The sequence below is a fragment of the Dehalococcoidales bacterium genome (genome assembly GCA_028716225.1).
Lineage (GTDB): Bacteria > Chloroflexota > Dehalococcoidia > Dehalococcoidales > UBA5760 > UBA5760.
The window spans coordinates 43,451-62,344 of sequence record JAQUQE010000005.1 but is presented as its reverse complement, the minus strand read 5'-3'; the positions used below and the strand labels follow the sequence as shown (position 1 = coordinate 62,344).

Here is an 18,894-nt window from a genome sequence, read left to right as displayed (position 1 = left end):
ATCTACAGTACTCTCTACTCTCGTTTTCGGTTTTACGCCGGGGTGTTATTCTTATAGTTCGCCATAGGTTTTGTTCTGACCATCCCGATGAACTCCCACTTTGAATTTTGATCATCCACCCGGGATGATATAGAATTACGGTAAGTGATTCTATCATAAGTTTCATTTATGGTCAAGATAATTTTTCATTATATATGGGAAAATATGGTATGAACCTGGATTATCTAAAGACCTACCTTGAGGTAATCAAACTGGGAAGTTTCTCAGAGGTGGCTAAGAAGCTCTCTATCAGTCAGCCGGCGGTATCCTTTCAGATACAAAAACTGGAGCATGACCTTGGTGTCCGTCTGCTTGACCGAAGTCAGAAGGCAATTACTGTGACCGAGGCGGGCAAGCGCTTCCTTCGCTTTGCAGAGGCTGTGGAGGAAGCGCGTGACCATCTCCGGCATGATCTCGACCAACTGCGTGAGGAAGTTAGGGGGAACCTGGTCGCTGCCGCCAGCACTATCCCGGGAGAGTTCCTGCTGCCGCAGCTCTTAGCCGAATTCAGGTTGCTGTACCCTGCTGCGGTAAGTGCCCGGTTGGTAGTTTCCGATTCCCTCTGTGTTGTTACCGGCGTGCGTGACGGCACCTACGAAGTAGGGTTCTGTGGTATTGCCCCGGACGTTCATGACCTGGAATTCTTCAAGATAGCACGGGATAGTATTGTTCTGATTGTCTCTCCGGGGCATCCCTTTGCGGAACGGAAAGAGGTGTCCCTGGCAGATCTGGAGGGAGAGCCATTCATTTCCCGCGAAGAGACTTCGGGAACTCAGCGGAGCCTGCAAACCTGCTTGTCTCGGGCGGGCTTGGATTTAAGGAAGTGGATGCCGAACCTTGTCCTGGGCACTACTCAGGCGGTGGTCTCGGCGGTGGAAACGGGGGTTGGGATTGCCTTCGTCTCCAACCTGGCAATCAAAAAGAGCCTTGCCCTCGGTCTGGTCAAAGAAGTCGCGGTTGGTGGTTTAAGGTTAAACCGCGACTTCTTCTGTGTCTATCGAAAGGAAAGGGTTACATCTCGACTGCTCGAGAAGTTTATCGCTTTTATTCAGGCAAGGGCATTACCGTTGTGAAATATCAGTGTTATTAGCGCCGTTGGCATAGGTCAACTCGTCTGTAGTTTGGAGGCTACGGATACATTTATCACCCCAGCCGTTATCAGGGAACTAGACCCATCCGCGCAGCTTCATTGCTTCCACGACACGCTCTACAGCCAAGACATATGCTGCCTGCCGCATATTTATCTGGTGTGCCCGGCTGGTTTCCAGTACGGAATGATATGCCGTGGTCATTTTCTTGTCCAGCCGCTCGCGGACTTCGGCTTCTTCCCAGGAGTACATGTAGAAGTTCTGTACCATTTCGAAGTACGAAACGGTCACCCCTCCCGCATTACACAGGAAATCAGGTATGACGTGAACGCCTTTACGGAATAAAATATCATCGGCCTCCGGCGTAGTTGGACCGTTGGCCAGTTCGGCAACGATCTTGGCCTTGATATCGGGGGCATTCTTGTCTGTTATTACATTTTCTATAGCGGCGGGGATAAGTATATCCACGTCAAGTGCCAGTAGTTCTTCCTTGGATATACGTTCCATACTAGGCAGGTTACAGACCGAGCTTGTTTTCGATTTGCAGGCAAATGCTGCCTCCGGGTCAATTCCAGTTTTACAGCATACCCCGCCTTTGCTGTCACATACCGCTATTGTTTTGGCCCCAAAGATTTCGTGGCATAGTCGGGCTGCGTGATATCCAGCATTTCCGTAACCATGTACGGCGATGGTAGCTTTACTCAGGTCAATCCCCAGCGCCTGGGCGGCTTCACGGATGGTATACATACCACCACGAGCGGTAGCGTCCCCCCGCCCGGGAGAACCGCCGATAGTCAGTGGCTTGCCGGTAATAACGCCAAATTGTGGCTTCCCGGCTATAACCGAATACTCGTCCATCATCCAGGCCATAATTTGCGGGGTGGTATAAACATCAGGAGCAGGGACGTCTTTCTCCGGCCCGATAAACTGGAATACGCTACGTACGTAGGCCCGACTTAAACGCTCTAATTCACCTATCGACATTTCTTTGGGATTGCAGATGATACCGCCTTTTGCTCCTCCCAGCGGCAAGTCGAGTAGGGAGCATTTCCAGGTCATCCAGGCTGCTAGAGCTCGAACGGTATCGATGGTTTCATCAGGATGGAATCTGATACCGCCCTTGGTGATGCCTCTAGCGTCGTTGTATTGAACCCTGAAACCCTGGAAAACCTTGACCGAGCCGTCATCCATCCGTACCGGCAGCGACACATGAAGTTCCCTCATCGGAGTCTTCAGCATCATGGTTACGTCGTGGTCCAGATTTAAGATTCCGGCACAATTGTCTATCTGTTGCCTTACGATGTCAAAAGGATTAATATTCGCCATTTCTTTTCACCGCTCCTTAATATTAATTATCCCAGATAATTCTCCCGGATTTATTTCTGTTTGTTCTGAGCAAACTGTCTCAAATTGTGGTACTTACGGAAACAGCAAGGTTATTTCTTAATCGCTATCCCCCTTTCCTTCAGGTACTTTTTGGCCTGGGGGATGGAGATTTCGCCGAAGTGAAAGATTGAGGCAGCCAGCACTGCCGATGCTTTACCGGTTACTACTGCCTGGTAGAGATGCTCCAAGGTTCCGGCACCACCGGAGGCGGTAACCGGGATGGCAACAGCCTCGGCGACGGCTCTGGTCATTTCCAGGTCATAGCCTGCCTTGGTACCGTCGGCATCCTTACTGGTGAGCAGAATTTCTGCCGCTCCGAGTTCCTCTACCCGCTTTGCCCAGTCGACGATATCAATACCGGTAGGCTCATCGCCGCTTTTGATCACCACTTCGAGACGGGGGCGGCCGCTTTCCGTCGGGTTCTTTCTACCGTCGATAGCGACGACAAGCCTATCCCTGCCGAATTCAGCCGCAGCTTCAGTTATCAATTGGGGCCTTCTCACGGCAGCGGTGTTGATAGAAACCTTGTCCACGCCGAGGTCAATTAGTGCCTTCATATCCGCGATGCTGGCGATGCCGCCGCCGACAGCGAATGGAATGGTGGTAACTTTCCGGACTCCTTTCACCCACTCCAGTCTGGTCTTTCTGTTTTCTACGGTAGCGAAGATATCAAGGAAAACAAGCTCGTCGGCACCTTGCTTACAGTAGGTGGTAGCGGCTTCTACCGGGTCGCGGGCATCTCTCAGGTTAACGAACTTCACTCCCTTAACCACTCTACCTTCTTTAATATCCAGGCAGGGTATGATTTTTATCTCTTTCATATTAGCTCCTCAAATTTGATTAGGTTTTGGTAGTCTAGAACGGTGCTCATTGCTCGGCTCTCACACTCAATACCGGCTTCGGTAACTGCGGCTACCGGATTGAGGCCGCCGAGCAGGACTATACCGATGCGGTTGAGCTCTATCTGGACTTCGCAGACTGCTTCGCTGGTCTCTCCAATTACCAGCACTCCGTTAAGGCCGGCCTTCTTGAGTCTGGCGATCACCTCCTCGGCAACGGGCCGGCAGATAGCTGGTATCTCGCGAAAGTTGGCCAGTATTTTGCCGCAGCCATCTTTGGTTGCCTGACCCACCGAGGTCATTTTGGCACTGATGAATACCTCGGAGGGGTCTACTGATGAACCGGCATAGTGAATAAGTTCCACGAAACGAATCGGCTGATGGTTACGGGTCTGGAGTATGCCGCCGAACCTCGAATCGATGGGGACGCCGGCCTTAAGCAAGGTGCCGTTTATCACCAGACTGCATACTGTCGCCAGAGCGGTCTTTCCCTCGGGGACGGTTAGCTCGCCGAGCGACTCTCCCTCATCGGCTATCGCTACCAGCTTGCTTACGCAGAGACCTGCCGAGAAAGCAGTACACATCTCTTTAAGAGCCTTGTTGAATTTATCCCTGGGAAAGAAAGAGATATTTACCGGAATTCGACCGGTGTGCTTATCCAGGTCAAAATCGGTGCGGAAAGAAAGCATCTCAATTCTGGAGATAGAGAGTCCTACCTTATCCCTGACCAGGGCGCTCTTTAGCTCTTCGATTCCTGAATCGGTAATCAGCCTGCCGTCTCTTCCGATGAGACTGGTTAGCCCACGCTCATCCATTAGCTTGAGATGATACCTTACCGCTCGTTCCCCCAGCTCTACCCCGTGTCTCTTCAACTGACGGGCAATCAATCTCGCCCCCACCGGCTGGGATGACTCATTGATAATCTTAAGTATAGATACAGACTTTCTTTCGACCTCAAGGTCATTACGGCCGATCATCTAAAACGCTTCTCCACGGAAATAGGCAACCGTTTTCCTATGATAACGTAGTGTAACGTTTTTGTCAATATTCTCTCCGGGACATTTCTAGTGCCAGGGGTTGGCTATCGCTGAGGCTGTTGGCATAGCTCGGCAACCAGGATATTGAGGGCCAGTTCGTCGTGATATTTTCCGGTCTTAATGGCGAGGTCGGTTGCTAAAAGCCTGTGGTATACTTCTTTAATGCGCCCCAGAGGGTAGCGGTTTGACTGCTCTACTGTCTTACGAAAGGCAAAATCTGAGGCGATTCCCAGCTTAGTCTGGATTTCTCTATCCGCTCCGCCCTGTTTTTTGAGCTCTTTTACCCGGGCTATCATGCGGAACTGTCGTGATATCATAAAAAGAAGATGGGTCGGTGCCGCCCCGTTTTCCAGTAACTGCTCAAGTAGTCCTTCGGCCAGTCCGGTCTTAAATTCAATGACGGCATCGACCATAGCAAAAACACTAGCTTCCTGGGCATGGCTTGCCACCCTGCTGACATCATCTTCTTCAATGCAGCGGCCTGAGGTAAACAGGGCAAGCTTTCTGATCTCATTTTGCATAATCCAGAGGTTACTGCCTATTAGCCTGGCCAGCAACTCTACCGCCGGAGGAGATATCTCGGCGCCTTCCTTACCCGCCTGCTCCCTGATCCATTGCCTGAGCCCGGTGCCCTTGAGCAGGGGAAAGGTTCTTACCTCTGCCCCGGCCGAGAGTTCCTTAAAGAGCGGACTTTTGTTTCGCGTTTTATCATCTATTACGTCTACCAGTGCCAGTATCGTGCTGGCGGGTATGCTACTGAGCAGACCCAGCAGTGATCCCTGTTCATCTTGCTGCTTGACCGATGGCGTGGCCTTTTTCTGCCGTCCCGGTTTACCCTTGGGGACAAAGCGTTCCAGCAGTCCTTTGATGATGACTAGCCTCTTGTCTGCTAGAAATGGAGCCGTATCTATAACGTTCCTTAGCTGCTCTGCAGTTATCTGCTGACCATCAATTACTGTGGTATTAGCCGTTAGTAGCGCCTCGCTGCCGATGCCTCTCTTTATTCCCTCCAGCGACTCGTTCAGGGAGAAATCATCCTGACCGGATAGTATATACAGCAAGTCTTCTTCCTTTTCGTGGTTAACATCCATTTTATCACACCTGGCGGTGAAATTATTGAAGAATAGCGGTGGTAAGGATTAAAATAAGACATGAGTGTTGACATCGGTATCATCGGACTTTCCAAGAGCGGCCGGACGACTGTTTTTAATGCCTTGACTGGAGGTAAGGTTACCACCGGAAGCTATACCCAGGAAGCCAGGTCTCCCCATGTCGGGGTGGCTAAGGTTCCCGATCCCCGCTTAAAGGTCCTTGCCGATATGTTCCATCCCAAGAGGGTGGTCCCCGCCGAAGCGAGGTATGTTGATATCGGGGCTTCCGTCAAGGAATTGGCTAAGGATAAGGGTATCGGTGGCGAGCTTTTGAACCAGCTCGGTAATGTTTCCACTCTGTTTCATGTCGTACGTGCCTTTACTGACGAAAGCGTTCCCCATAGTGAAGGCAGTCTGGATATCGACCGGGATATTGCCACCATGGACATGGAGCTTGCCTTCTCCGACCTGGTTATTATTGAACGAAGACTGAAGAGGATAGAGGAGTCCCTGAAAGGGGCTAAGGCCACCGAGCGTCAGGGGCTGCTCCGGGAGCAGGAATTACTGATCAAGATTAATGCCAGCCTGGAAAAGGATGTGTCCATCAGGGAGCTAAACCTGGCTGATGAAGAGAGCAAGACTATCGCCAACTACCAGTTTCTCACCGCCAAACCACTGCTTATCGTGGTTAATATCGGGGAAGAGCAGCTACCTCAAGCAACCTCTCTGGAAACAGAACTGCAGGAGCGCTACTCGAGAACCAATTGCAGCATTATTACCCTTTGCGGTGAGCTGGAGATGGAGCTGGCTCAATTGGAAGGGGATGCGGCTGAGGAACTCCGTGCTGAGTTCGGCATTGCCAAGCCCGGGCTGGAGCGTGCTATCAGGCTATCCTATGAGTTACTCGGGCTGGTCTCCTTTTTAACCGTGGGCCCGGATGAAGTCAGGGCCTGGCCGATTAAGGATGGCACCAGTGCCCTTAAGGCGGCCGGTAAAATCCACTCTGATATTGAGAGAGGCTTTATTCGTGCCGAGGTAATCAGCTATGAGGAAATGATAGAGTGCGGCGGCCTTGCCGAGGCCCGCAAGAAAGGGCTGCTTCGTCTGGAGGGGAAGAACTATACAGTCCGGGATGGTGATATCATTAACTTCCTGTTCAATGTTTAAGGCTGCCGTTAGCAGCGTTGACAATCTCGAGAACACAATGGTAAGCTACCCTTGTTATTCATGGATTTGAGATAAAATCACTACTGGATCCTGCCTGAAATCATTATATAAGATTAGCAGTTCCTGTCTATCTCCTTTCCTGTGGCGAAGGGGACTTCCTTGCTGAATAGCTGGCCTAATACGGCTGATGGCCATGGCTGGTTATATATGCTGTTCGAAGTAGTGGTGCGTACCGGGTCAAAGAGTGTTGTGCTTTGTGCCGGTATTTTTGTTTAGTAACATGGAGAAGACTGGATAAAAGCCGCTTGATAACATTCGATTGATGTAGAAGGGGATGATGGCTAAACCGAGGGTTGCCTTTTATTGGTGTGCTTCGTGCGGTGGCTGTGAAGAGGCGGTGGTTGACCTCAACGAAGATATTCTGCAGTTAGCCGATACGGTGGATATTGTCTTTTGGCCGGTGGCGCTGGATTTCAAGAAAAAGGACATTGAGGTGATGAAAGACGGTGGAATCACGGTAAGCTTCATAAACGGTGCGGTCAGGCTTAAAGAGCAGGAGGAAATGGTCAGGCTGCTGCGGCAGAAGTCGGATTTAGTGGTTGCTTTTGGCGCCTGCGCTCACCTGGGTGGTATTCCCGGTCTGGGTAATCTCTGTACCGGTGAGATGATCTTCCAGCGGGTCTACCACGATTCTCCCAGCGTGATCAATCCGGAGAAGATTATCCCTCAGCCGAAAACCATTGAGGATGGCAGGGAGCTCACTCTACCTGAGTTCTACGATACGGTCAGCGCTCTGGATCAGGTCATTCCGGTTGATTATTATCTTCCCGGTTGCCCTCCCCCGCCCGACTTGATTATGAATGCGGTGAATGCGGTTTTAACCGGCCAGCTGCCGGAGAAGGGTGCTGTGCTCGCTCCCAACATCGCTCTCTGTGATACCTGTCCCAGGAGGGACTCGAAACCGGATAAGATTGTAGTAAAAGACATTAAAAGACCATGGGAGATCAAGATTGACCCCGAGCAGTGCTTTATGGTACAGGGGCTGTTTTGCTACGGGCCGGCGACCCGTACCGGCTGTGGCGAGACCTGTATCAGGGCCAATATGCCGTGCCGCGGCTGTTTCGGTCCCGTCGATGGCGTGGTTGACCAGGGAACTAAAGCCCTGGCCATGTTTGCCTCTATTTTGGGGGTTGATGAAGAAGGGAAGATGCCGGATGAAGATATCCGGAAACTAATCGATAGGTTTCCCGACCCGGCTGGCACATTCTACAGATTCAGTCTGCCTACTTCACTTCTAAAAAGAAAGAGGTAGGGTAATAATGTGAAGAAGATAACGATTGATCCGATAACTCGACTGGAAGGACACGGTAAGATAGAAATATTCCTTGATGATCAAGGCGGCTGTGAGCGGGCCTGTCTGCAGGTTCCCGAGCTTCGCGGTTTCGAGGAGTTCTCGGTGGGCAGGCCCGCTGAGGAGATGCCACGGATAACCTCTATGATCTGCGGTGTCTGTCCTACCGCTCACCACATGGCATCGGCCAAGGCCCTGGACGATTTGTTCAAGGTTGATCCTCCTCCCGTAGCGAAGAAGATAAGGGAGTTGATGTACAATGCCTTTCAGGCTGAGGATCACATATTGCACTTCTTCTTCCTGGGTGGTCCTGACTTTATTGTCGGTCCACAGGCGCCGGCCGGAGAGAGAAATATCCTGGGGGTCATTGCCCGGGTGGGGCTGGAGACCGGCGGTAAGGTTATTCGGATGCGCAAAGGAATGAGAAATATCTTAAGGATAATCGGTGGTAAGCCGGGTATGCCCTCCTGTGCGCTGCCCGGAGGGGTGTCCAAGGGCCTCAGTAAGGATGAGCAGAAGACAATCCTGGAGGCTGGGGAATATAGTGTGGAGTTTTGCAAACTTGCCCAGGGTCTTTTTGATGACATCGTACTGAAGAACAAGGACTACATCGATCTGGTTTCCGGCGATGTTTATTCGCATAAGACGTATTATATGGGAATGGTGGACAAGAATAATAAGGTAAACTTCTACGATGGCGCGATAAGAGTGGTTGACCCCGGCGGCAAGGAGTTCGCCAGGTTCAATGGCCGGGATTATCTTGGCCACATCGCTGAGCATGTCGAGCCCTGGACATACGTCCGCTTCTCCTACCTTAAGACGATAGGTTGGCAAGGATTTGTCGACGGCGAGGAGAGCGGTGTTTTCCGTGTTGCTCCCCTGGCCCGTCTGAATGTCTCCGATGGTATGGCCACGCCGCTGGCACAGGAAGCCTACGAGAGGATGTTCTCCGTACTGGGTGGAAAGCCGGTACACAGTACCCTGGCTTTCCACTGGGCCCGGCTGGTGGAAGCGCTATATGCCTCGGAGCGAGTGGTAGAGCTTGCCCGTGATCCGGAAATTCTTTCTCCTGATATTGTAAACCTGCCTGTCCAGACGCCTAAGGAAGGAGTGGGTGTTGTCGAAGCGCCAAGAGGAACCCTCATTCACCATTATGAGACGGATGACAGAGGGATTCTCACCAGGGTCAACCTGATTGTCGCCACACAGAATAATGCTGCGGCCATTAATATGTCGGTTGAAAAAGCAGCCAAATCCCTGATAAAGGACGGGAAGGTCCCCGATGGTATTCTCAATATGATCGAGATGGGTTTCCGGGCTTATGACCCCTGCTATGCTTGTGCCACCCATTCCCTTCCCGGAGGAATGCCGCTCGAGGTGAGCATCTACGGATCTGATGGGAAGCTAAAAAGGAGTTTAAAAAGAGGATAAATGTGTAGAGTTATCAAAATAAAGGGGGGTATTTTATGAAGGAAAAGGTAGAGGCTGTTCTGGAGAAGATAAGGCCGGCTCTGCAGGCGGACGGTGGTGACGTCGAGCTGGTAGAAGTGACCGAAGGCGTGGTGAAGGTGAGACTGAAGGGTGCCTGCAGCGGCTGTCCGATGTCGAAGATGACGCTGAAACAGGGTATTGAACGGCTCCTTAAGGAGAAAGTACCTGAGGTTAAAGAGGTTATTGCTGTTTGAAAACAGAGGACAGGAGATGGAGACACTCATCCTGGGCATAGGGAACCCGATTCTCAGCGATGATGGAGTGGGTATTGAGATTGCCCGCCGGCTCAAGGCGGCAATACCCGGCTTGAAAGTCGAGGAAACCAATGAGGCTGCCGTTGTCATAATTGATTATGTAGCGGGTTACGATAAGCTCATCATCATCGATTCTATCAAGACCGGGCAAGGGCGACCGGGCGATCTGTACAAACTCGGGCTGGAGGATCTCGGCAGGGCTGCCGTTCCCTCTTCTGCCCATAGTATGGATGTTGCCACTGCCTTCGAGGTCGGCAGAAACCTGGGGTGCAAAATGCCTGAGTCCGTCAGTATTTATGCCGTTGAGGTAAGGGATAACGCGTGCTTTTCCGAGCGGTGTAGCGAAGAAGTGGCGGAAAAGATACCGTCCATTGTCGAACGAATAATAGTAGAGGAAAAGCTATGAACGATCTCGGAGATGGATAATCCGGTGATGACGGGTCTCTTTGTGATAGCCGGGCGGCGAGGTAAACCCTCTATCTCTGAAGTCGTATCTGGTATTCGTGAGATGCCATTTTTCGAAGAAGGCTGAAAACAGATGAGCGAATTAGTTCCTCAAGAAGACCTGACCCGGGTTGAAGAAGTAAGTCGTGGTGCTGAGGGAAAAGTTTACTTGGCTCCCTGCCAGATAGCATGCCCTCTTGGAGAAGATATCCAGCGCAGCCATACCATGCTTGCTTTGTTGCCTCTGGATCCTGAAGAAGCTGACCGGCAGATAATTAGGATTGGTGACGAAATCTATGAAAAGAACCCCCTTTTCCCGGTCTGTAGTTATATTTGCGGGCTCTGTGAGAGGCGGTGCAATTACAAGGATGAGACCGGGGCCGTAAGGCGGAGGATGCTGGTGCGACTTGTTGCCGACCGTTACATCAGGTATCTTGAGACCGCACCAACCCTGCCTACGCCGGATAAGGAAAAGGTGGCCGTCATCGGAAGCGGACCCGGAGGTTTGATGTGTGCCTACGAACTGAGCAAAAGGGGGTATCGGATTACCATATTGGAGAGAAGCCACGAGTTGGGCGGTGCCCTCAGGCTAATCCCACGCTACCGTCTTCCCGGGGATATCGTTGATTCTGTCATCAGCAGTCTGCTCCGGATTGCCCATATTGAGGTCAGGCTTGGTGCTGAAATAGGAGGCGTCGGTAAAAAGCTTGACGACCTTAAGAAAGAAGGCTACCAGGCTGTATTCCTGGCTACCGGTACGCCGGTTAGCCGGCCTCTTACCATTGATGGTAAACCGGTTGACAATGTCAATCTGGAGGGGGTTGTGTTCGGGTTGAACCTGCTTTATGAGGTAAATCAGGGCATATCATCTCCAGGACTCTATCGGGGCAAGAAGGTGATTGTCCTTGGCGGGGGTAATGTCGCCTTTGATGTCGCCCGCACTGCTCGGAGGCTGGGTGGCGAAGTAACCCTGGTCTGCTTAGAGAATGAGAACAGGTCCTCCAGGGATGGCATCCCTGCCGACGGGGAGGAAATAGAAGGAGCTACCCAGGAAGGGATAAGGATAGCCTATTCCAGGGGAGTAGCAGAGGTAATCGGTGAAAGTGGAAAATTTAAGAAGATAAAGTGTCCCCGGTGCACCTCGGTATTTGATGAGAACGGCGGGTTCAATCCCAGGTTTAACCATGATGATGTGGTGTACCTTGAAGGTGATGTGCTGCTGGTTACCATCGGTCAGGAGCAGGATCGGGCTATATATGAGCAGGAGGGTTTGCTGGATAAGAGCAGGAAGCTTGACGTTGACGAAATCATCCTGATGAGCAACCTTAAGGAGGGTGTATTCATCGGTGGTGACGTGAGGAGGGTGGGTTTTGCTGCGGAAGCGATGCGGGATGGACTGAACGCGGCTGAGTCCATCGACCGTTATATCAGGGGTGAGGATTTAAAGACCGGGAGAAAGAAGGAGTATCAGGATGCGTCTGTCCTGAGTAACGCTTATTATAAGTCTCAGCCGCCGCTGATATGGGTACCCGCAGAGGCAAGACTGAATTTTGAGCCCTTTGAGAAAGCGTTTACCCTGGAGCAGGTGGTAGAGGAGGCGAGGAGATGCCTTTGTTGCGGCCCTTGTAAGAGTTGCAAGGGGTGTGTTGCCGCAGGACTCCAGCCGGTGGTATCGGGGATTGAATATGATGAAGAGTCGTGTATTAACTGTGGCGACTGCGCTTTTTACTGCCCTTGCGATGCTATTTCCTTCAAGAGCCCGCATGGGGTCAGCTTTGATATGACCCTCTGCCGGGGCTGTGGCTTATGTGCTGCTGTTTGTCCGGCTATGGCAATAGAGCTTGAAAGCTGGGAGAGAGAGCGTATCTCCGGTTCGATTACTGAGGCGGTCTCGGAGATGAAAAGGCCGGGGATCTTGGTATTCCTGTGTCAATGGACGGTATTACCGCCCCTTGATAAGAAGACCAATCCGAATGCAGGTGTTATTGACGTGCCTTGTGCTGCCCGTGTTGAGAGTATCCACATTCTGGAGGCTTTACAGCAGGGAGTCGGTGGGGTCTTGGTGGTAGCCTGTCCGGAAGAGGATTGCCATCGTCAGACAGGGAGCCGGGAGGTACAGCGCTCGATTGCGGCTCTGAAGAAGAGATTGAGCCAGATAGGTATTCAAGATAGGGTTAGCTTTTGCACGGTGACTCCCCGTCATCAGGAAGAGTTTGGCCGGGAGCTGGAACGGTTTAGCCGGGAAATAGAGTCTATCGGGTCGAAGGAGAGTAAATAGATGATAGTAACAACACTAAAGCCTCTGGATGAAGTGCTGGGCTTTATTTTACCCTATTCTGATATTCTGGTTGTGGGTTGTGACGGCTGTAACCAGCCGCCGAGAGGCTTGAGGGAAGCCAGTACACTGGGCCAGATGCTTGACCTCGCGGGAAAACCGAGAGGTAAGGTTTTTAATTTTAAGATAACTACGGTGGGGAAGCAGTGTGATGACTATATGGCAGCGTCGGTGCTCAAACCTGAAATAGGTAATGCGGAGGCGGTGCTCTCTTTAGCCTGTGGATTGGGAGTGCAGACCCTGGCCAAAATTTTCCCTGAGCTTCCTGTTTTCCCTGTGCAGAATACGCACTTTATGGGTGCGGAAGACAGGGATGATGGCATTCTGGAAATGAGGTGCGTTGGTTGTGGCGATTGTCTCCTTGCCGTGACCGGCGGAATCTGTCCGGTGGCCTGCTGTCCCAAAGGGCTTCTTAACGGTGCCTGCGGTGGAGCTAAAGACGATAAATGTGAACTCAGTCCGGAAAAAGACTGCGCCTGGGTTCTGATCTATAATAGTCTGAAGAGACAGGGAAAGTTGGACCTGCTTAAGGGATATCGTCCGCCCCGGGATTACCAACTGACCGGTTGGAAGATTACCGCTTGATGTATTAATTGGAGAATGGGTGGATGGTGCTGGTGAGAGCAAAAAAATTGGCTAGAGTTTTGGTGTGGGGGGTGGTGCAGGGGGTTGGTTTCCGCCCCTTTGTCTATCGACTGGCCTATCAGTATAGCCTGCAGGGTTGGGTACGTAATACTTCGGGGAATGTCGAAATCGAGGTAGAAGGAAACGAGAGCAATATAAGGAGTTTTCTTGTCGACCTCGAAGAAAAAGCTCCTCCCATGGCTCATATCGAGAGGGTTGAGGTTTCCTTCTTGCCCGCTAGGGGGAATAGCGGGTTTGAAATTCTGCCCAGCCAAGGCGAAGCGGAACGGTACCAGCTGGTTTCGCCGGATATTGCCACCTGTGAAGATTGCCGGAGAGAGTTGCTCTGCCCGTCTGACCGCCGCTATCGCTACCCGTTCACCAACTGTACTAATTGTGGCCCCCGCTTTACCATCATTGAAGATATCCCTTATGATCGTGCCAGGACGACTATGCGCCAGTTTAAGATGTGCCCCCGGTGTCAACAAGAGTATGATGATCCGCTCAACCGGCGCTTTCATGCCCAGCCTAATGCCTGTCCCGATTGTGGTCCCAATCTGGAGATAGTTGATGGTGACGGTAGCCGTGTTGCTGCCGATGATGTCATCAGGGCGGCCGGAAAGTTTCTAAAACAGGGGAAAATACTGGCAATTCGAGGGTTGGGTGGCTTTCAACTTGCCTGTGATGCTACTGATAGAGATGCGGTAGACTTGTTGAGAACGCGCAAGAAGCGGGGTGCCAAGCCTTTTGCGGTTATGGTAGCTAATATGGAAGATGTGGCAAGACACTGTCTGCTGTCACCCGGGGAAAGCAGGCTGCTTGAGTCTCCAGAGTGCCCGATAGTACTGCTTAGATGGCAGCATAGCTCATCCGATGTCTGCCCTTCGGTAGCGCCCAACCTGAAATATATCGGTATGATGCTTCCCTATACACCGCTTCACCATCTCCTGCTCAGTGAGACCGGTCTGCCGCTGGTGATGACCAGCGGAAATTTAAGTGAAGAACCTATTGCTAAGGATAACGGGGAGGCCTTAGTAAGGCTTAAGGGGATTGCCGATTATTTCCTGCTTCACAACCGGGATATCTACTCGAGGTATGATGACAGCGTTTATTTCGTGGATGAGGTTCCCCGGCCGATACGGCGGGCTCGCGGCTATGCCCCCTATCCTATCTTTCTCTCCTTCAAATCAGAGCAGGTCCTTGCCTGTGGTGCCGAAGAAAAGAATACCTTCTGTCTGACCAAGGATGAACATGCCTTCTTGAGCCAGCATATCGGTGATATGGAGAATGAGGAGACTCTGGAGCATTTCGAGAATACCATTGAGTTATACAAGGGTTTGTTTCGTGTTGAACCACGGGTGATAGCCTGCGATATGCACCCCGAATATCTCAGTACCAAGTATGCCCGGCAAATTGGTGCTGAATATGGGTTGAGTCTGGTTCCGGTTCAGCACCATCATGCCCATATCGCAAGCTGTCTGGCAGAAAACAGGGTGAACGGACCGGTTATCGGGGTGGCCCTTGATGGCACCGGGTACGGGAGCGATGGCACAATCTGGGGTGGGGAGTTCCTGTTTGCTGACTTGAATTCCTTTCGAAGGATGGGACAACTGGAGTATGTACCCCTACCGGGAGGTGCCGCTGCTATTAAGAAACCTTGTCGTATGGCCTTGAGTTATCTCTATACCCTGCTCGGTAAAGACTTCCCGTTAGCTGGTTTCCCTTTGGCTGGTCTTGATCCTGGTGAGGTCGAAATAGTGAGCAGGCAACTGGAGCGGAGGGTAAATTCCCCGCTTACCTCGAGCGCCGGACGACTTTTCGATGCTGTTTCGGCTCTGGCGGGGGTGAGGGGGAAAATAGACTACGAGGCACAAGCGGCGATTGAGCTCGAGATGGCTGCTCCCGATAATGCGGAGGATTTTGAGAGTGAATCGTATCCCTTTGCTATCATTGAAGAGCAAGGTGTAAGGGTGGTAAAATTAGCTGGTGTTATTTCGTCGGTAGCCCGGGATGTCAGGGCAGGGGTTCCGGCCCCGATAATATCAGTCAGATTCCATCATACCGTCGCTCAAATCATCACCCGGATGTGCCGGGTGATTGCTGAAGTAAGCAGCATTAGGGACGTGGCATTGAGCGGTGGTGTTTTCCAGAACCGTCTTCTGCTAAAGCTGACTACCTCGGCATTAAAGAGAGATGGCTTTCGTGTGTTTACTCACCAACTGGTGCCCTGTAATGATGGCGGGGTTGCCCTGGGACAGGCTGTTATTGCCAATTTTGCTGTTAAGGAAGGGTTATGTGTTTAGCGATACCGGCACTTATTAAATCTGTTGATGGTATGGAAGCCGAGGCGGAAATAGGCGGGATAAGCCGTCGCATCAGCTTGCAGTTGACTCCGGAAGCCAGGGTGGGTGATTATGCTATAGTCCACACCGGTTATGCTATCAGCATTATGGATCAGAAAGAGGCTGAGGAGACTCTAAGGATTTTGGATGAGATGGCCCATCTTGTCGAGGAGTCGGGTTGAGATTCATTACCGAATTTCGTAGCAGCAAGTTGGCCTCAGGGCTGCTTTCACAGATACGGCTTCGGTCACGGATCCCGGCCCGTCTTATGGAGTTCTGTGGCGGCCATACGGTGGCCATTTTTAAGCATGGCATTCGTCAAATGCTTCCGTCTACCCTGGAGATGGTCTCCGGTCCCGGCTGTCCTGTCTGTGTAACTGCTAATGCTGATATAGACAGGGCGATTGCCCTATCGCAGATTCCCGGTGTAATCATTACTACCTTCGGTGATATGCTGAAGATCCCGGGAAGCCGTTCCAGTTTACAGGAATCTAAAGCCAGTGGCGCTGATGTCCGTATGGTCTATTCCACCATGGATGCCGTTAAGATAGCCAGTGAGAATACCGACAAATCCATCGTATTCCTCGGTATCGGTTTTGAGACTACCGCCCCGACTGTCGCTGCCTCTGTTATCCAGGCTAAGGAAAGGGGGATAGATAACTATTATGTCCTTTCTTTAAATAAGCTCTGTCCTCCCGTAATCCGTGCCATCCTTGATTCCGGTGAGGTCAGGTTAAACGGGCTCGTCTGTCCGGGACATGTAAGCGCCATTATCGGCTCTTATCCCTGGGAGGTTATCGCCCGGGAATACCGTATCCCATGTGTTATCTCCGGCTTCGAGCCGGTAGATATACTGCAGTGCGTCAGCATGCTGGTAGACCAGATCGAACAGGGAGAGGCTAAGGTTGAGATCGCTTACCGGCGGGGGGTTCGCCCGGAGGGAAATCCGGAGGCCATCAGACTGATGGAAAAAGTGTTCGAGCCAGCTCCGGCACGGTGGCGGGGAATGGGGGAGCTTCCTGCAAGCGGCTTGAAGTTAAGGAAAGAGTACCGGCAATTCGATGCTGAACTGGCTTTTGATATTGCTACCGAGCCTGCCCAAGAACCCGTGGGCTGTATCTGCGGTGAGATTCTGAGGGGGACCAAAGTCCCCCGGGACTGTCCCCTCTTTGCCGGTATCTGTACGCCGGAGCACCCGGTTGGGCCGTGTATGGTCTCATCAGAGGGTAGTTGCTCCGCCCATTACCTTTATGGAGGAAATCTTGCCGGATAGAATTCTGCTTACTCATGGTAGCGGCGGTAGCCTGGCCCGTGAGCTGGTTGAGAAGAGCTTTCTTAAGGTCCTGAATAATCCGCTGCTGGCCAGGCTGGATGACTCTGCCGTCTTTGACTTCAGCGGTACACTCGCATTCACTACGGATAGTCATGTCGTAAGTCCTATTTTTTTCCCTGGCGGTGATATCGGTAGGCTGGCGGTCTGCGGTACGGTCAATGACCTGGCTATGTCGGGGGCCAGACCCCTCTATTTAAGCCTGGCCCTTATTATCGAAGAAGGGCTTGCTATGAGTGACCTGGATCGGGTGGTCGCTTCTATACAGAGGGCGGCTGAAGAAGCGGGGGTGAAGATTATCACCGGGGATACCAAGGTGGTCAGCCGGGGTAGTGCTGACGGGCTCTTTATCAATACTGCCGGTATCGGCGTGGTGCCGGAAGGGGTCAACATTTCCGGCAGTAATGCAAAGTCGGGAGATAAGGTTATCTTGAGTGGAAATATCGGTGATCACAGCATTGCCGTACTGAGCAAGCGGGAAGGATTGAGTTTTGCCACTACTCTTGAGAGTGATTGTGCGCCGCTGGGTAGTCTGGTGGCGGAGATGATAGCCGTCAGCTCCAGTATCCGTTGCCTGCGTGATCCTACCCGGGGGGGGCTGGCGGCTACCTTAAACGAGATAGCCGGTCAGTCGGCTGTGGGCATCCGGATCGAAGAAGAGAAAATTCCGGTGCGGGAAGAGGTCCTGGGTGCCTGCGAGATGCTGGGGCTTGATCCTCTATACCTCGCCAATGAGGGTAAGCTGGTCGCGGTGGTGCCGGAACGAGATGCCGAAGTGGTACTTAAGGCAATGCGGGCAAACTGCTATGGGAAAGAAGCTGCCATCGTTGGTGAGGTGTTATCGGAGAGCCCCGGCCGGGTAGTAATGAAGACCGGGCTGGGAACGTCCCGAATAATTGATATGCTGGTCGGAGACCCGCTGCCGAGGATTTGTTAGAATGCATGAACTTGCTATCACACAGAGTATGCTTGATATCGTTCTGGACCAGGCGGAGAAGGCAGAGGCTGAGCGGGTTTTGGCAGTAAAGCTGTCCGTCGGCGAGTTGTCCGGTTTTGTTGAGGAGTCGGTGCAGTTCTACTTTAATTTTCTGGTCAAGGGTACTATTGCCGAGGGCGCTACCGTCTCCTTTACCATGGTGCCGGCGAAGGCACGCTGCAGGAACTGTGCCCGGGTCTTCAAGCTCAAGGAATTTGATTGGTCCTGTCCTGATTGTGGCCAGGATAGCATAGAAATTACCGACGGTAAGGAACTTTTTGTGGAGAGCATTGAAGTCGAGTAGTTACTGCTGGTGAATTAGTAGGTATCAGGGTGGAGTAATTGGCGAAAAGCCCTGACAAAAATATTGAGGTGGTATAGATGGAAATAAAAGTACTTAAAAACATTCTCAGTGCTAATGACGAAATAGCGGAAAGAAATCGTGCCCTACTGGACAAGAATAACGTATTTGCTGTGAATATAATGGCCTCTCCCGGTGCCGGTAAAACCAGCCTTATTCTGGAGACGATAAGGAGGCTGAAGGACAAAATCAGGATTGGTGTTATTGAAGGAGACATCACCTCAAGCGTGGATGCTGAGAAGGTGGGTAAGGAGGGTGTCCCTGTGGTTCAGATAAACACCGGCGGCGGCTGCCACCTCGATGCTAATATGATTCAAAATGCCCTGGGTAATATGACTCTTGAGGATATCGACCTGCTTCTTATCGAAAATGTGGGTAATCTGGTCTGTCCTGCCGAATTCGCCATCGGTGACCATAAGAAGGTATTGGTGTCAAGCACTCCTGAGGGGCATGATAAGCCATTCAAATATCCTCTTATGTTCCATACAGTTGATGCCGTGCTGTTGAACAAAATCGACCTTAAGCCTTATCTTGACTTCGACCTCGAGATCTTTTCTCAGGCGGTCAAGGGCATCAACGAAAAGGTAGAGGTCATTCCGATATCCTGTACCAGCGGGCAGGGTATTGAACGGTGGCTCTCCTGGCTTCTTATCCAGATGGGCAGGAAGCCTTAATTGTCTTTAACTGTAGGAAATAAATCGCACCAGCCGTGGTTTACCCTATCTCGGCTGGTGCAACT

18 protein-coding genes are annotated in these 18,894 nt (G+C 51.7%); 14 read left to right on the top strand and 4 right to left on the bottom strand.

Annotation, left to right across the window (positions count from 1 at the left end; genetic code table 11):
- Positions 1-209 precede the first annotated feature (209 nt).
- Positions 210-1,112 (top strand): selenium metabolism-associated LysR family transcriptional regulator, encoded by a 903-nt coding sequence (locus PHI12_04835; GenBank protein ID MDD5510113.1) that lies wholly within the window; start codon positions 210-212, stop codon positions 1,110-1,112.
- Positions 1,113-1,205: 93 nt separating this feature from the next.
- Here PHI12_04835 and PHI12_04830 read toward each other — a convergent pair whose 3' ends face one another.
- The 4 genes from PHI12_04830 to holA all read right to left on the bottom strand — a co-directional run bounded on the left by PHI12_04830 (position 1,206) and on the right by holA (position 5,480).
- A complete protein-coding gene (locus tag PHI12_04830) occupies positions 1,206-2,453 on the bottom strand; it encodes a Glu/Leu/Phe/Val dehydrogenase (protein ID MDD5510112.1) in 1,248 nt (415 codons plus the stop codon).
- A gap of 110 nt (positions 2,454-2,563) precedes the next feature.
- Positions 2,564-3,334 (bottom strand): imidazole glycerol phosphate synthase subunit HisF, encoded by a 771-nt coding sequence (hisF, locus tag PHI12_04825; protein ID MDD5510111.1) that lies wholly within the window; start codon positions 3,332-3,334, stop codon positions 2,564-2,566.
- On the bottom strand, positions 3,331-4,329 hold the full coding sequence (locus PHI12_04820; protein MDD5510110.1) for an NrpR regulatory domain-containing protein: 999 nt from the start codon (positions 4,327-4,329) through the stop codon (positions 3,331-3,333). Before PHI12_04820 ends, hisF begins: the two co-directional genes overlap by 4 nt.
- Positions 4,330-4,433: 104 nt before the next feature.
- Positions 4,434-5,480 carry a DNA polymerase III subunit delta gene (holA, locus tag PHI12_04815; protein ID MDD5510109.1) on the bottom strand — a complete coding sequence of 349 codons (1,047 nt, stop codon included), beginning with the start codon at positions 5,478-5,480 and terminating at the stop codon, positions 4,434-4,436.
- Between the two features lie 60 nt (positions 5,481-5,540).
- Between holA and ychF the strand changes: the two genes are divergently transcribed.
- The 13 genes from ychF to hypB all read left to right on the top strand — a co-directional run bounded on the left by ychF (position 5,541) and on the right by hypB (position 18,829).
- Positions 5,541-6,647, top strand: coding sequence for a redox-regulated ATPase YchF (ychF, locus tag PHI12_04810; protein ID MDD5510108.1), 1,107 nt, complete (start codon positions 5,541-5,543; stop codon positions 6,645-6,647).
- Between the two features lie 337 nt (positions 6,648-6,984).
- Positions 6,985-7,959 carry a F420-nonreducing hydrogenase gene (locus PHI12_04805; protein ID MDD5510107.1) on the top strand — a complete coding sequence of 325 codons (975 nt, stop codon included), beginning with the start codon at positions 6,985-6,987 and terminating at the stop codon, positions 7,957-7,959.
- 9 nt (positions 7,960-7,968) lie between these two features.
- The gene (locus PHI12_04800; GenBank protein ID MDD5510106.1) at positions 7,969-9,429 is read left to right on the top strand and encodes a Ni/Fe hydrogenase subunit alpha; all 1,461 of its coding nucleotides are present in this window, start codon (positions 7,969-7,971) and stop codon (positions 9,427-9,429) included.
- A 35-nt stretch (positions 9,430-9,464) separates the two neighbouring features.
- Positions 9,465-9,683 carry a NifU family protein gene (locus PHI12_04795; protein ID MDD5510105.1) on the top strand — a complete coding sequence of 73 codons (219 nt, stop codon included), beginning with the start codon at positions 9,465-9,467 and terminating at the stop codon, positions 9,681-9,683.
- A 16-nt stretch (positions 9,684-9,699) separates the two neighbouring features.
- Positions 9,700-10,149 (top strand): hydrogenase maturation protease, encoded by a 450-nt coding sequence (locus PHI12_04790; protein ID MDD5510104.1) that lies wholly within the window; start codon positions 9,700-9,702, stop codon positions 10,147-10,149.
- Between the two features lie 132 nt (positions 10,150-10,281).
- On the top strand, positions 10,282-12,465 hold the full coding sequence (locus PHI12_04785) for an FAD-dependent oxidoreductase (protein ID MDD5510103.1): 2,184 nt from the start codon (positions 10,282-10,284) through the stop codon (positions 12,463-12,465).
- On the top strand, positions 12,466-13,107 hold the full coding sequence (locus PHI12_04780; GenBank protein ID MDD5510102.1) for a methylenetetrahydrofolate reductase C-terminal domain-containing protein: 642 nt from the start codon (positions 12,466-12,468) through the stop codon (positions 13,105-13,107).
- Between the two features lie 32 nt (positions 13,108-13,139).
- Positions 13,140-15,449, top strand: a complete 2,310-nt coding sequence (hypF, locus tag PHI12_04775; protein ID MDD5510101.1) for a carbamoyltransferase HypF — start codon at positions 13,140-13,142, stop codon at positions 15,447-15,449.
- Entirely contained in the window at positions 15,440-15,670 is a 231-nt protein-coding gene (locus tag PHI12_04770) for a HypC/HybG/HupF family hydrogenase formation chaperone (protein MDD5510100.1), read from the top strand. Before hypF ends, PHI12_04770 begins: the two co-directional genes overlap by 10 nt.
- Positions 15,667-16,761, top strand: coding sequence for a hydrogenase formation protein HypD (gene hypD / locus PHI12_04765; GenBank protein ID MDD5510099.1), 1,095 nt, complete (start codon positions 15,667-15,669; stop codon positions 16,759-16,761). The genes PHI12_04770 and hypD overlap by 4 nt, the downstream gene beginning before the upstream one ends.
- Positions 16,751-17,755, top strand: a complete 1,005-nt coding sequence (gene hypE / locus PHI12_04760) for a hydrogenase expression/formation protein HypE (protein MDD5510098.1) — start codon at positions 16,751-16,753, stop codon at positions 17,753-17,755. The genes hypD and hypE overlap by 11 nt, the downstream gene beginning before the upstream one ends.
- A 1-nt stretch (position 17,756) precedes the next feature.
- A complete protein-coding gene (gene hypA / locus PHI12_04755; protein MDD5510097.1) occupies positions 17,757-18,098 on the top strand; it encodes a hydrogenase maturation nickel metallochaperone HypA in 342 nt (113 codons plus the stop codon).
- A gap of 77 nt (positions 18,099-18,175) precedes the next feature.
- Entirely contained in the window at positions 18,176-18,829 is a 654-nt protein-coding gene (hypB, locus tag PHI12_04750) for a hydrogenase nickel incorporation protein HypB (GenBank protein ID MDD5510096.1), read from the top strand.
- Positions 18,830-18,894 lie beyond the last annotated feature (65 nt).

Bases quoted from the DNA above. Each gene is read 5' to 3' on its own strand.
- PHI12_04835 (MDD5510113.1), top strand. From the start codon at position 210: ATGAACCTGGATTATCTAAAGACCTACCTTGAGGTAATCAAACTGGGA.
- PHI12_04830 (MDD5510112.1), bottom strand. From the start codon at position 2,453: ATGGCGAATATTAATCCTTTTGACATCGTAAGGCAACAGATAGACAAT.
- hisF (MDD5510111.1), bottom strand. From the start codon at position 3,334: ATGAAAGAGATAAAAATCATACCCTGCCTGGATATTAAAGAAGGTAGA.
- PHI12_04820 (MDD5510110.1), bottom strand. From the start codon at position 4,329: ATGATCGGCCGTAATGACCTTGAGGTCGAAAGAAAGTCTGTATCTATA.
- holA (MDD5510109.1), bottom strand. From the start codon at position 5,480: ATGGATGTTAACCACGAAAAGGAAGAAGACTTGCTGTATATACTATCC.
- ychF (MDD5510108.1), top strand. From the start codon at position 5,541: ATGAGTGTTGACATCGGTATCATCGGACTTTCCAAGAGCGGCCGGACG.
- PHI12_04805 (MDD5510107.1), top strand. From the start codon at position 6,985: ATGGCTAAACCGAGGGTTGCCTTTTATTGGTGTGCTTCGTGCGGTGGC.
- PHI12_04795 (MDD5510105.1), top strand. From the start codon at position 9,465: ATGAAGGAAAAGGTAGAGGCTGTTCTGGAGAAGATAAGGCCGGCTCTG.
- PHI12_04790 (MDD5510104.1), top strand. From the start codon at position 9,700: ATGGAGACACTCATCCTGGGCATAGGGAACCCGATTCTCAGCGATGAT.
- PHI12_04785 (MDD5510103.1), top strand. From the start codon at position 10,282: ATGAGCGAATTAGTTCCTCAAGAAGACCTGACCCGGGTTGAAGAAGTA.
- PHI12_04780 (MDD5510102.1), top strand. From the start codon at position 12,466: ATGATAGTAACAACACTAAAGCCTCTGGATGAAGTGCTGGGCTTTATT.
- PHI12_04770 (MDD5510100.1), top strand. From the start codon at position 15,440: ATGTGTTTAGCGATACCGGCACTTATTAAATCTGTTGATGGTATGGAA.
- hypA (MDD5510097.1), top strand. From the start codon at position 17,757: ATGCATGAACTTGCTATCACACAGAGTATGCTTGATATCGTTCTGGAC.
- hypB (MDD5510096.1), top strand. From the start codon at position 18,176: ATGGAAATAAAAGTACTTAAAAACATTCTCAGTGCTAATGACGAAATA.